The 12,595-nt window shown below is 32.4% G+C and carries 11 protein-coding genes and 6 tRNA genes; 11 read left to right on the top strand and 6 right to left on the bottom strand.

Annotated elements, in window-relative coordinates; translation table 11 throughout:
• Positions 1-85 precede the first annotated feature (85 nt).
• On the top strand, positions 86-1,765 hold the full coding sequence (locus tag HNP90_RS02680; protein ID WP_011977320.1) for a HEAT repeat domain-containing protein: 1,680 nt from the start codon (positions 86-88) through the stop codon (positions 1,763-1,765).
• Positions 1,766-1,788: 23 nt separating this feature from the next.
• Here the strand turns inward: HNP90_RS02680 and HNP90_RS02675 are convergent, their stop codons facing one another.
• Complete coding sequence (locus tag HNP90_RS02675; protein ID WP_048060423.1) at positions 1,789-2,685, bottom strand: coenzyme F420-0:L-glutamate ligase; 897 nt, start codon at positions 2,683-2,685, stop codon at positions 1,789-1,791.
• 50 nt (positions 2,686-2,735) lie between these two features.
• Between HNP90_RS02675 and HNP90_RS02670 the strand changes: the two genes are divergently transcribed.
• A complete protein-coding gene (locus tag HNP90_RS02670) occupies positions 2,736-3,941 on the top strand; it encodes an aconitase X (RefSeq protein ID WP_011977318.1) in 1,206 nt (401 codons plus the stop codon).
• Positions 3,942-3,962: 21 nt separating this feature from the next.
• A complete protein-coding gene (gene cobM / locus HNP90_RS02665; RefSeq protein WP_011977317.1) occupies positions 3,963-4,727 on the top strand; it encodes a precorrin-4 C(11)-methyltransferase in 765 nt (254 codons plus the stop codon).
• Here the strand turns inward: cobM and HNP90_RS02660 are convergent.
• Both HNP90_RS02660 and HNP90_RS02655 read right to left on the bottom strand, forming a co-directional pair.
• Positions 4,724-4,921, bottom strand: a complete 198-nt coding sequence (locus HNP90_RS02660) for a hypothetical protein (RefSeq protein WP_011977316.1) — start codon at positions 4,919-4,921, stop codon at positions 4,724-4,726. The genes cobM and HNP90_RS02660 overlap by 4 nt on opposite strands.
• Complete coding sequence (locus HNP90_RS02655) at positions 4,908-5,270, bottom strand: DUF2304 domain-containing protein (RefSeq protein WP_011977315.1); 363 nt, start codon at positions 5,268-5,270, stop codon at positions 4,908-4,910. The genes HNP90_RS02660 and HNP90_RS02655 overlap by 14 nt, the downstream gene beginning before the upstream one ends.
• An 84-nt stretch (positions 5,271-5,354) precedes the next feature.
• Here HNP90_RS02655 and pyrB point away from each other — a divergent pair, with 84 nt between their 5' ends.
• Positions 5,355-6,263 carry an aspartate carbamoyltransferase gene (gene pyrB, locus HNP90_RS02650; RefSeq protein WP_011977314.1) on the top strand — a complete coding sequence of 303 codons (909 nt, stop codon included), beginning with the start codon at positions 5,355-5,357 and terminating at the stop codon, positions 6,261-6,263.
• A gap of 160 nt (positions 6,264-6,423) precedes the next feature.
• Complete coding sequence (locus tag HNP90_RS02645) at positions 6,424-6,810, top strand: 30S ribosomal protein S8e (protein WP_011977313.1); 387 nt, start codon at positions 6,424-6,426, stop codon at positions 6,808-6,810.
• 53 nt (positions 6,811-6,863) lie between these two features.
• Here HNP90_RS02645 and HNP90_RS02640 read toward each other — a convergent pair whose 3' ends face one another.
• Positions 6,864-8,036 (bottom strand): bis-aminopropyl spermidine synthase family protein, encoded by a 1,173-nt coding sequence (locus tag HNP90_RS02640; RefSeq protein WP_011977312.1) that lies wholly within the window; start codon positions 8,034-8,036, stop codon positions 6,864-6,866.
• Positions 8,037-8,144: 108 nt separating this feature from the next.
• Positions 8,145-8,218: transfer RNA gene (locus HNP90_RS02635), tRNA-Phe, on the bottom strand.
• A 116-nt stretch (positions 8,219-8,334) separates the two neighbouring features.
• On the opposite strand from HNP90_RS02635, the gene HNP90_RS02630 reads away from it, so the two are divergent.
• The 6 genes from HNP90_RS02630 (at position 8,335) to pdxT (ending at position 9,498) form a co-directional block, all read left to right on the top strand.
• Positions 8,335-8,411, top strand: a tRNA-Asn gene (locus HNP90_RS02630).
• Positions 8,412-8,449: 38 nt separating this feature from the next.
• Positions 8,450-8,524, top strand: a tRNA-Ile gene (locus HNP90_RS02625).
• A 15-nt stretch (positions 8,525-8,539) separates the two neighbouring features.
• Positions 8,540-8,614: transfer RNA gene (locus tag HNP90_RS02620), tRNA-Glu, on the top strand.
• A gap of 14 nt (positions 8,615-8,628) precedes the next feature.
• Positions 8,629-8,713 (top strand) — tRNA-Leu (locus HNP90_RS02615).
• A 30-nt stretch (positions 8,714-8,743) separates the two neighbouring features.
• A tRNA-His gene (locus tag HNP90_RS02610) sits at positions 8,744-8,818 on the top strand.
• Between the two features lie 116 nt (positions 8,819-8,934).
• On the top strand, positions 8,935-9,498 hold the full coding sequence (gene pdxT, locus HNP90_RS02605; RefSeq protein WP_011977311.1) for a pyridoxal 5'-phosphate synthase glutaminase subunit PdxT: 564 nt from the start codon (positions 8,935-8,937) through the stop codon (positions 9,496-9,498).
• 1 nt (position 9,499) lies between these two features.
• Here the strand turns inward: pdxT and HNP90_RS02600 are convergent, their stop codons facing one another.
• On the bottom strand, positions 9,500-12,592 hold the full coding sequence (locus HNP90_RS02600; protein WP_011977310.1) for a hypothetical protein: 3,093 nt from the start codon (positions 12,590-12,592) through the stop codon (positions 9,500-9,502).
• Positions 12,593-12,595: the final 3 nt, after the last annotated feature.

Genomic DNA, 12,595 nt, shown 5'->3' with positions numbered 1-12,595 from the left:
AAACTGTTAACCTACACAAACACATGCAAAAAACGAATATAATCAATTCTATTCATAATAATATTACTATTAAAAGCGTGATATTATGATAGGATCTTTTAAATCAACGGAATACCATTTAAATCAGAAAAATAGTGCAAATAAAAAAGGAATGACAAGTTTTGATTTTTCAAATTTTCAAGATGTTCTTGCTGCTGGAAAATACGCATTTGAAAATGGGGAATCTATAAAATATTTTATTCCCAGTTATGAAAAAGCACTAAATGGTGACTTTAAAATAAAATGGGCGGCATTAAATTCACTTTCAATGGTCTCAAAGGCGAGCCCTTCTGAAGTTTTGCCATTAGTCCCAAAAATTGCAGAATTATTGGAAAATCCTGACTGGAGAATTCGAAAAAATGCAGTTTTATTTTTTGGAGATTTTGGGCTCATATGTTATGATAATATTAAACAGTACATGGAAAATTTGAAAAAATGTTTTGATGATTCAAACATTGATGTAATTTGCGCAACAGCATACGCAGTTTCAAAAATAATGTTAAATTCAAAATGCGAAGAAAAAATTGATTTATTTGAAATATTACGCGAAAAAATAACTTCAAAAGCAATTTTAATGGATTTAATAAAAAATATCGGGGAAATTAACCCTGATCTGATAAAATGCTGCCAAAATGATGTATTGTCCTGTTTAGATTCAAACGATTCTGCACTGAAGTCAAAAGTAATCAAGATTTTAGGGGATATTAAAGATTACGAACTCGATGAAAATACTTCTAAAATATTGATAGATTCGTTAAAAAGCGATGATTTAGAAATCAGACGAAGTTCAATTTATTCGATATGGAAATACTCTGAAAAATATCCGGAATACTTAAAAAATGCACTCGATACCCTTTTTGAATTTACAAGTTCTCCCGATAAATACACTAAGATATATTCGCTTCTGGCACTGAATAAATTAAGCTACACAGAACCACTTAAATTTGAAAATTTAAACATAAATCCATTATTGGACGAAGATTTGGACGTAATTTATCCTTCAATCACGCTTCTTTACAATTTATCAAAATACAGCCCGAAAGTTACTACAAGACACTATAAAAAAGTCTGTGTGTTGATGAATAATCCTGATAAATACATTTCAAAGCAGGCTCTTCGAATTGTGGGCAATCTTGGAAAATACGATCAAAAGTACATTAACAGATATATTAATAATGTAAGGTTGAAACTTTCAGACGAAGAACTCTCAAAAGAAGCAACGATTGCAATGGTAAAATCCGGCTACATCGAGAGAAAGAACCTCGAAATAATTTTAAAGGCTGCAGACAAGGCAAAATATAATATGGAGTTTTTAAGGGAAGTAATTGAAGAATATCCAAAAGAATTTCTTTCAAGTCTTGAACGAGAATTAATTAACTTAAGAAGGACGTGGAATCAGGAATACATAAATGATCTTTGTTACTCGATAAAAGAGAAAGTATCTTCAAATGATCCAGATTTTACGGATATAAAATTAGAAAGGCCCGAAATTGAGGAACCGCCTGTAATTGTGGCATTGAAGTCAGAATGCACCGAAGTAGAACTTGAAGATGGAAAACAGGTATATATTTTGGATAAAAGCAAATGTATTGAAACTTCGCTTTCAGGCGATCTTTTGGAACTTTTAGACGTGGAAAATAAAAATGAGTTTGATATTTACAAATTATCGCATGATTTGATGATCCAATCATTAATAGAATCTGCAATAAACGAACCAAAACGATAATAATATTTTTTTACTTTTTTAAATTATTCGCATTTTACAATAACTAACGGGCTGTGTTCCATCTCTTTTAAAACATCAACGGTTATTTCAAAGGTATTGTATTTTTTCATCAAATCGTGTATTGATTTAGTATATGGGACCTGAGAAGTATCCGAAAGGTTTGCAATATATAGAATCGTTTTTAAGGGGTATTTTTTGTAATTTTCGTTTCCTGAAATTGCAAGCGGGGTTGCGCCACATAGTCCTCCCTGATTTAGTATTTTTCCAAATTTCCCCAAAATATATCCAAAAACACCTATTTTTGAAATTATTCCATCAATTGCAATTGGAAGTGCAGTTACATAGCAATTAAAAAATCTGTACGTTGCATCTGTGTCAATTACCATGACAGTTAAATCCAGATTTAAGTCTTCTTTTATTTGTTTATGGAGTTTTTTTGCAGAATTTTCAGGGTTTTCTGGAAGGAGGGATGCATAAGTTCCAGGAACGTTTGTTAAATCAATTCCGCCTTCTGACGCAGGTTTTAGTGCGTATATTAATCCTACATTTTCGATTACAACCTGTTTGTGTTTCAATGTTTCCTTTTTTGGCATTTTTCTTAAATTTTTAACCCTATCTCCTCTGGTACCTAAAAGCGGGCCTAAAACATATCCCCAGCCGTATTTTGATAGGTAGTATGTAAAATATGCCCAGAATTTCGGGTCTGCCAAACTTTCATCAACAAAATTATCCTCACTTGTAGCGATAAATTTTTCACTGACTACTAAAAAATCCCCGTTTTTTATTTCAAATCCGTTTTCAATTTCATTTTTTAAAGAATTGATGGATTCTGATACAAAGTCTTCGTTTCTATCGATATATCTTGTTCTTATCGGTGTTGCAGTTATTTCCATTTTTTCACGAGTTAAAACTATCTCCATTATTTTTATATTTTGGGACTCCATAATTAGTAAGGTAAAAGGTGAAAATTATGCATCTGACGAGAGAAGAGGAAAAATTATATGCCGGAGAATACGGGGAAGCCCTAGAAACCTGCATGAACTTACTTGTATCTTTAGGGGATATTTACGGAGCAGAAAAATTAGTAGATATATCTTCTGCACAAGTTTCCGGTGTTTCGTATAAAACTATCGGTGAAAAAGGACTGGAATTTTTAAAAGATCTTGCAGATCAGGGTTTAAAGGTATCTGTTCCAACAACGTTAAATCCTGCTGGAATGGATTTGATAAGATACGATGAACTTAAATTTCCAAAAGATTTTGCGAAAAAGCAACTTGAAATAATTAATTGTTTTAAAAGAATGGAAATTGAAATAAGCTGTACCTGTACACCGTATTTAACTGGAAATGTTCCAATTTTTGGTTCACACGTTGCATGGGCAGAATCATCTGCTGTAGCTTACGTAAATTCTGTAATTGGTGCAAGAACAAACAGGGAAGGCGGACCTTCTGCGTTAGCAGCAGCAATTATTGGAAAAACGCCATGTTATGGGTACCATTTAACTGAAAACAGGCTTCCAACGCAAGTGTTTGAAGTTGACATGGAACTTGAGGATTCGAGTTCATTTTACGGAATTTTGGGAAGAATTACCGGAAGAATTGTAAAAAACGGAATTCCATACTTTAAATTTAAAAATTGCGAATCAATTAAAAATGATTATTTAAAATCACTTGGAGCAGCACTTGCAGCAAGTGGCGGTGTTGCACTCTACCACGTTGAAGGAATAACCCCAGAAGCAAAAAAGGGACTGGAAACTGGAAACCTTGAAAAAGTCGTTATTGGAAAAGATGATTTTGAAAAAGAGTACGAAAACTTCAAAACTTCGGAAAAACCAGATTTAATCTGTATCGGATGCCCACACTGCAGTCTCGACGAAATCAAAGAAGTTGCAGAGTTTGTTAAGGCAGAAAATGCTAAATTCAATGCAGAAGTCTGGGTATGCACATCAATTCACATGAAATCGATTGCTGACAGGATGGGATACACAAAAATTATCGAAGACGCTGGCGGAAAAGTAGTTGTCGACACGTGCATGGTTGTAGCCCCAATTGAAGATATGGGCTACAAAAATGTTGCAACGAATTCTGGAAAGGCTGCAACATATTTACCCGGTTTCTGTAAAAGCAACGTGATATATGGAACAACTTATGAAATTTTGAAAAAAGCAACTGAATAATTTTAATAAATCGGTGAAATGATGAAAAAGATGATTATTGTTGGAGCGGGCCCTGGAGACAAGGAATTAATCACGATAAAGGGAAAAAACGCGATCGAAAGTGCAGATATCTTAATTTACGCAGGTTCCCTTGTTAATCCTGAAGTTTTGGAATACAATAAAAAAGGCGCAAAAATCTACAACAGTGCAACGATGACACTTGATGAAGTAATTGACGTTGCAGTAAACGGAATCAATAACGGTTTAACGGTTGTAAGGGTTCATACTGGAGACCCTGCACTCTACGGTGCAATAAAAGAGCAGATTGATGAATTGGAAAAATATGAAATTGATGTAAATATCATTCCCGGAGTTACATCGCTTTTTGCAGCTGCTGCAACTTTAAAATCAGAACTGACACTTCCAGATGTCTCACAAACAGTAATAATTACACGACCTGAAGGAAGAACTCCAAAACCTGCAAAAGAAAGTTTAATCGCACTCGCAAAACACAACGCTACAATGGCAATTTATCTTGGAACAGGAATGATTGAAAAGGTATGCAGTGAGTTAATCGAAGGCGGTTACCCTGAAGATACCGCAGTTTCAGTAGTATATCATGCATCATGGCCTGATGAGAAAAAAATCAGGGGAACATTGAACGATATCTCTGAAAAAGTAAAAGGCGAAGGAATTACAAAAACAGCCCTTATAATTGTTGGAAATGTAACAAATCCAACTAATTATGATTATTCAAAACTTTACGACAAAGATTTTGAACACGAATTTAGAAAGCCTAAAAATTAAAGGCCTAATTCTTCTATTTTTTCCATTAAAATTTTCAAATCCGTCTTTTTTGGAACGTTCTGTTCATTATTTATTAATTCAACTAATTTTATTTTTAATTCTTTTATATCGGCTGATTCTTCAATTAATTCTCTTATATATTCCATATTCTGAACATAAGGCGCAGTTTCCATTACTAATTCATAGTTTTCCATCATTTTCACCTTTTGTTTTTTTATTGTATCTTTCATTAATTGCAATTTCTGAAACAATCGTAGTAATTTCTCTTTCAAGGTGTTCTGCCCTTAAATATGATTTGTAAACTAAGAAAAACAGGATTATGATTCCAAAGTAAACTAAAAAATCAATACCTCTTCCGATTCCAAGAACATGTGCAATTTTCCCAAGGAAATTTGGAAAACTTACCATAAACATTACAAAAATCCATCCGAAAATCCAGGTTAGTGCAGTAAATGGTGAAATCGCACTTTTTTTAGCCTGTACTGTAATTTTTAAAATAACAATAAAGCCAACAATAATCCCGATAATTTGAACAGGTTCCATTAATACACCTCGTCTGCATATATATGTTGCACCATAATTTTATATATATTTAATTTATAACTAATGAAAAATGTCGGTGGTTTGATGAGGCATTTAATTTCGATGAGAGACATCGGTCGGGAAGAAATTCTGAATATTTTAAACGAATCCGAAAAAATGGAAGCTATTTTAAATGAAAACGGTCACTGTGATTTTTTAAATGGAAGAATACTCGCAACTCTTTTTTATGAACCCTCAACCAGGACAAGACTTTCGTTTGAAACTGCAATGAAACGACTTGGCGGAAATGTTATTGGTTTTACAGATATTTCAAATACTTCTGTAACCAAGGGCGAATCTTTAGCAGATACTATCAAAGTAATCAGTGGTTACAGCGATTTGATTGCAATAAGGCACCCATCAGAAGGGGCTGCACGACTTTCGAGTGAAAATTCAAAAGTTCCGGTTATAAACGCTGGAGATGGATCAAACCAGCACCCGACACAGACGCTTCTTGATTTGTATACGATTAAAAGAGAAGTTGGACACATTGAAAATTTAAAAATCGCATTTATCGGTGATTTAAAGTACGGAAGAACCGTTCACTCGTTGTGTCAGGCATTATCACTCTTTAAAAGTGTGGAAATAAAATTAATTGCTCCTGATGAACTTAAAATGCCAAGAGAAGTAATTGAAGATATCGATGGAAAACTAAAACTTTCAGAAATGACTGACGTTGAAATTGACGATGTTGATGTTGTTTACATGACGAGGATTCAGAAAGAAAGGTTTGTCGATGTTAACGAATACTACAAAGTAAAAGGAATATATCGTCTTTCAAAAGAGCATATTGGAAACAAAAATGTGGTTATCATGCACCCCCTTCCAAGGGTTGATGAAATCGATTCTGAAGTTGATAATATTCCACAGGCAAGATACTTTAAACAGTCATTTTATGGAGTTCCTGTAAGAATGGCGATTTTAAAGCTTTTATTTGAAGATTCAATAAAATAATCAAACTATTATACTTATTTAACCTATTTTGAAATGCAGTTAATTTTTTATAGTATTATAGCAATCACATATTATACTCGCATACTCTCTCAAAAAATTTATTAGATATACGGAAAAACTTCGATTTTTTTAAAAAAATAAACGAGAATAAGGTGTAATCATGGCAATTTGGCAAGGAGCAAGCAGAAGGCTCTCAACAGGAGCTAAAGTCTGGAGAGCTGCAAAGAAACATAAAAGAGAAATGGGAAGACCTGCAGCAGAAACACAAATTTCAGACAGAATCAAAAGAAAAATTGTAAGATGCAGGGGCGCAAACTTAAAAGTTAAGTTGGAAAAAACAAACTACGCAAACGTCTTTGATCAAGCAAACAAAGTTTGTAAAAAAGTTGCTGTAACAAAAGTTCTCGACAACAAAGCAAACAAACACTACATCAGAAGAAACGTTATGACAAAAGGCGCAATCATCGAAACAGAAATGGGTAAAGCAAAAGTTACCTCAAGACCTGGACAAGATGGTGTTGTAAACGCTGTTTTATTAACAGAATAATTCTCTTTTTTTATTTTAAAAAAATTTAAAATTTTTATTTTTAAGTATATTAGTTAGTTCTGTTTTACTTTCGATCGTTTAACCATCGAAAATTTCTTTCCACCACATTCACAGGTTAACTCTTCTATTCTTTTTATTTTATCTCCAACTTCGTGGATTTTTTTGCAGTTCATGCACTGGTAGTATCTTAAAGTTGGTTTTAATTCTCCCGTGTATATTTTTTCAGAATTAACTTCTATCTTTTTCAAATTTTTTCCAACGAGTCTTGCCAGAAATGTGGTGTTTCCAATAATTTCTGTTCCTTCATAGAAGTTAAATCCGGGAATTAATTCGTAAATTAAAAAGTTCATATTGTTGATTGATTTTTGCAGTTCAATGTATTCCTCTACAGGCTTGTGAGAGAATGCAAGATACAATATACCGTTATCTCCGAGTGCTTCGATACCTCTGGACATGAAAAGTACCGCGCCGTTTAGGGTATATGGTGGATCAGTAAATATGGTGTCAAATTTGTTTACAAATTCACTTGGAAGTTCGTTTTTAAAGTCCCATTTTACAGTTTTAATGTTTAAATTCTCTTTTTTAGAAACTTCTGAAATTAATTTTAAAAGTCTATCATCGATATCCAAAACAACAACTTCACTGCAAAGTCCAGTCATTGCAGTTGAGATTGATGCTAGATCATCATCACCAACAAATAAAACTCTTTTTCCTTCTAAATCTCCCCGATCAGCCATTATCGCAGCTCTTGCAGTTGCAGTTTCAGGTGTTGCAAAAGACTGATCGATCATCGTGTTTACTTGCGGTCTTAATTTAGCATAGTTTTTTTGTTTTTTCAAGATTTTTTCAAATTTTTCATCAAATACAATGTTTCTTCCATTACATACTGGACATTTCAGGTCAGATTTAAGTTTAAGTCCAAGTTCCCTTTCAACAAAATCGACACCTTCTTTTGAGAATAGTGCCCCTTTATCGTCCCTTTTTAATAAGGATTCTCTTTCAAGAATTGATCTAACTTTAGATACGATTGGGAGTGGCAGTTTTACATACTGACCTATTTTTTTCGTTGAAATTGGCTGTTTTCTATATATGCATCGTAATATATCTTCAACAGCTCTTTCTCCTTCTGAAACTTTCACGTTTTTTGCAACACGCTTCAAAAATGATTTTTTAGCATCAATTTTTAAGTTTTCCGTTTTTTTACCCATGCTTCCTATAATCTTCATGAATCCACCAGTTTATATTACAATAAAATAATAGCATCTTATTATTAAAAAATAACACATAAAACAGTATATCTAAATTAATAAATTAATACTCCCAAAATAAAAACGTGCCAAGGGGGTGATTCGAACACCCGACAACTGGATCTTCAGTCCAGCGTTCTCCCAGGCTGAACTACCTTGGCAATTTCCAGTTAAATCCACAATTAAGCATATCTTTTTTAGTATTTATACTTTACTGCATAAAGTTTATATAGCAGAATGTTGATTGTTATTGTGCGGTCAAGTAGTATGACAGCGAGCCTCCTTAGCTCAGTAGGTAGCAGCGACGGACTGTTAATCCGTAGGTCGCAGGTTCGAGCCCTGCAGGAGGCGCCATTTTTTCTAACAAATTATTCACTCTCAAGACCGGGTACGGGCCCGTAGCTCAGGCTGGTTAGAGTGCTCGGCTCATAACCGAGTGGTCATGGGTTCAAATCCCATCGGGCCCATAATATATGAAACAAGCTCCAGTGGTGTAGTCCGGCCAATCATCCGGCCCTTTCGAGGCCGGGACTCGGGTTCAAATCCCGGCTGGAGCATTTTATTTTTAAGTGCAGGGGTTGTCGAGCCTGGCCAAAGATGCAGGACTTAGAATCCTGTCCAGTAGTGGTTCCAGGGTTCAAATCCCTGCCCCTGCATTATATCAATCGTAAAAGATGATTATTGTGGCCGTGGTAGGGTAGTGGCTATCCTGAGGGACTGTGGATCCCTCGACCCGGGTTCGATTCCCGGTCTCGGCCCCATTTTTATTTTAGGAAGATATATTTATTAATTTAGATATATAATTTATTATACAAATTTTTAAATAATGATTCAAAACTATCCGTATTAAGTACAATTTATAAAAAACGGTGAATTTATGAAAATAATGGGAATACTTGGGATTCAGGGAGATCTCGAAGAACACGAAGATGCAGTTAGAAAAGTAAACTGTATTCCTAAACGGATAAGAACTGTAGACGATTTAGATGGGATAGACGCTTTGATAATCCCTGGTGGTGAAAGTACCACTATTGGAAAATTAATGGTAAGCTACGGATTTATCGACAAAATTAGAAATTTAAAAATCCCAATACTTGGAACCTGTGCAGGAATGGTTCTTTTATCAAAAGGAACTGGAAAAGAACAACCATTACTTGAAATGTTGAATGTAACAATAAAAAGAAATGCATACGGTAGCCAAAAGGATAGTTTTGAAAAAGAAATAGTATTGGGCGGAAAAAAGGTACACGCAGTATTTATCAGAGCCCCACAAGTTGGCGAGATCCTTTCAAAAGACGTTGAAATAATTTCAAAAGATGATGGAAATATTGTTGGGGTAAAAGAAGGAAATATTATGGCAATTTCATTCCACCCTGAACTCTCAGAGGATGGAGTTATTGTATACGAATACTTTTTGAAAAATTTTGTCGAAAAAAATTAAATCAAAAATTCATACCCATTTTTCTTTTTTGAATTAATTCTGCTATTTCTGAGCTTATATATGGGTTCGGGCTGTTTTCAAATTCTTTCAATTCTTCAAATAAGTAATCTGGGATTTTATCTATTCCTTTTATTTTAAAGAATTTTATTAAAAAGAGCTTGGAATCATCATTTGAATTTTTAAGGTAGTCTATAATTCTTTTACTCACCTTTTCGAGGATATCTTCTTTATCTTCGAAATTACATGCATAGATTACCTCAAGAGCTTTTCTAAATACAATCCATTTTTTATCATCGCTTATTAAATTCAAAACTTTTTCATGGATATCAGGATAATCTGTACATTTAACATTTAATTTTACCAAATTTGCAAGGGTTTCTAAGCTTTCAACCTGTATTTGTGGCGTATTTTCATCAAGAAGTTTTGAAATGAGTGTCAAATATTCTTCTGATTTTGAACTGGTTAGAACAGCTTCTTCAAACCATGAAGATTTTTTATACATCACGGTTTTTAAAAATTCAAGTCCTTTTTGGGACAATAATGGATATTTTTGATTTAAAATAATTTTTGAAATATTTTTAAGTATTGGTCTTTTGTATTTTTCAAGTTCGTCCATTAAAATGGGATCTTCCAACTTTAAATTATTTTTTAGCACTTCTAAGAGAATTATGCTAATAATTAATGAATTTTTGTCTGATTCTAGGATATTAAATTTCATAAAATCTGAAAATTCAAGATTTACGTAATTTAGGGTTTTATAGTCTTGAGTTAGCAGATATTTCAATGAAAAATATATTTCTTTCCAGGTTTGAGTTTTCACATCGACAACTTCAGATTCGAGGTTATTTTTAGATAAATACCCATTAAGTTCAATTTTTTCATTAAATATTCTTTTAGATTCTTCAGTGCTGAGTTTTTCAAGTATTTTTAGTGAAAGTTCTGTTATTTTGGAATTTACTTGTGGATATATTGCAAATTCTTTTATTTTTTTAATAATTTTTCCATCGATCTCAAAACCTTCTAGAATGTATTCCAAAATTTCATTTAATGCATCTATTCGTCTTGAAACTATCATTTCGTCTAAATTTCCATAAATAATATTTTCGCGTGATTTTGGAACTTCTGGAAACCTATTTTTCAGTCTATTTAATATATTCTCTGCAATTTCAAAGTCTTTTTTAACAGAACATAATTCAAAGAATAAATCAAAAAATTCTTCAGTTAAATCCTGTTTATCAATGAATTCTAGTATTTTTAATATGTTTTCGCTATCTTTTGTTTTAATGTAGCTTCTCAATTTTACCTTAAGCCGGATTACTGCAGATCTTTTAAGTTCGAAATTATCCAACGCCTTTTCAAGTGTTTCAAACTTTTCTTCCAGATTTTTACTTTCATAACCGATTAAATCCTTTGAATTAGGAATTAATTTTAAGGTATCTTCACAAATTGTCCGAACAATATTAAATCGGTCTGTAAAATATTTAGTTGTAAGGGCGCTTTGAAATTTAGATTTTATTTCAACATTATTCAAGATTTCAGGATATTTTTTAAGTAACTTATTGTAAAAAATTGCCAAATCTTGCCGTATTTCCATATTTGGATCATCAAAACACGAGATGGATTCAATTATCAAATTTTCAGGGATTTTAAAACCCCTATCTAGAATGATGTGAAGTATCCATACACCAACAGATCTTACAAGATATACACGGTCATTAAGGACTGAGTTAATTAAACCATAGCTGTATTTTATATCATTTGGAACAGCATATGTGAGATTACCCAGTTTTTTTCCGATTTCAAACCTGTAAAACCAGTCCTCGCTGTCAAATTTTTTCTCAAGAGATCGAAACTGTTCAAAATTCATACTTTTTGGAACTTCAGCATATTCATTTACGAGACTTTCATTAAAATATGGGCTTATTTCCGGACGTACTATATCATAAAGTCCTAAATTTGCGATTAATTTAATTCCACTATAATAGTTTAAACTGTTATATCTTAAAATATTTCCAAAATTGTTATTTTCGAGAATTTTTTCAATATTTAAATTCAGTTCACTATTTTTCAATAAAACAAAAGAATTTAGCATTTCAAGCCCATAACTACTGATTAAATAGTTATCATGGTTTAAATACCGAGTAACTAAATTTTTAATAAGTTTTAAGGCTTTTTCAGAAGTAATGTTTGAATTAACAAGTATTCTTATGTACGCAGAAGTTAAAATTGCATTCAATCCATCGATTTCATTTTTATTTTCCAATGCATTGTAAATTGAGGGATATATTTCCGAAATTTCATTTTCAGATTCATTTAATTTTTTTAGTAAATTAACATATTTTTTAAGCGTAATTGCAGATATAATTGCATTTTTTTCTTCTGAATCAGTTAAATGTTTCAAAACAAGTAAAAATTCGTCATCACTAATTTCTTTTTTTAAATTAATTATCACTAATTTTTTAAATGCGTCATTTGTGTCATCCCAACTATTTTCATCGATATCTGGAGATTCTATTAAAAATTTTAATTCTTTTATAATTGATTTGGGAATATTTTCAAATTCGTCAAGTATTGCTTGAGCAAGTATTTTTGAAAGTTCTGATTTTGAATATAGTGAAATCATCGAAAGTTCGGGAAGTGAATTCTTAAGGTATTCTGGAGAATATATCGATACAAATCCCAATACTAACAATGCTTTTACAACTTCAAACCTATTTTTCGAATATAATTTTGAAGTATGGTATACTACGATATTATCGATTACTTTAGGGTTTACCGAATCTATGATCTGCCTTGAAAACTCTTTTACAAGGTGGTTTGAAAATTCGGTATGTATGTAAACATATATTAAAAGTTCTTCGGATTTTTCAGGATATTTTAAAAGAATATTTTTGATGGAACTAAGTAAATTTAGCAACACTGCAATATTATTATCGGAATTTAATAATACAATTTTTTGCAGTCTTTCTCCAAGTTCTTCTTTATCGAGATATCCCAAAATTTTTGCAGCTTCCGCTCTTTCCTTGTACTCGTTAGATTCGATAAACTTATCAAAAAGTGGTGTAAGGTCTTTTTTAGGCATATTCTGATACATATT

Source organism: Methanococcus maripaludis, assembly GCF_013760955.1.
GTDB classification, from domain to species: Archaea; AGJL01; Methanococci; order Methanococcales; family Methanococcaceae; genus Methanococcus; species Methanococcus maripaludis_A.
The sequence above is the reverse complement of the archived record's forward strand: the minus strand, read 5'-3'. Positions and strand labels throughout refer to the sequence as shown.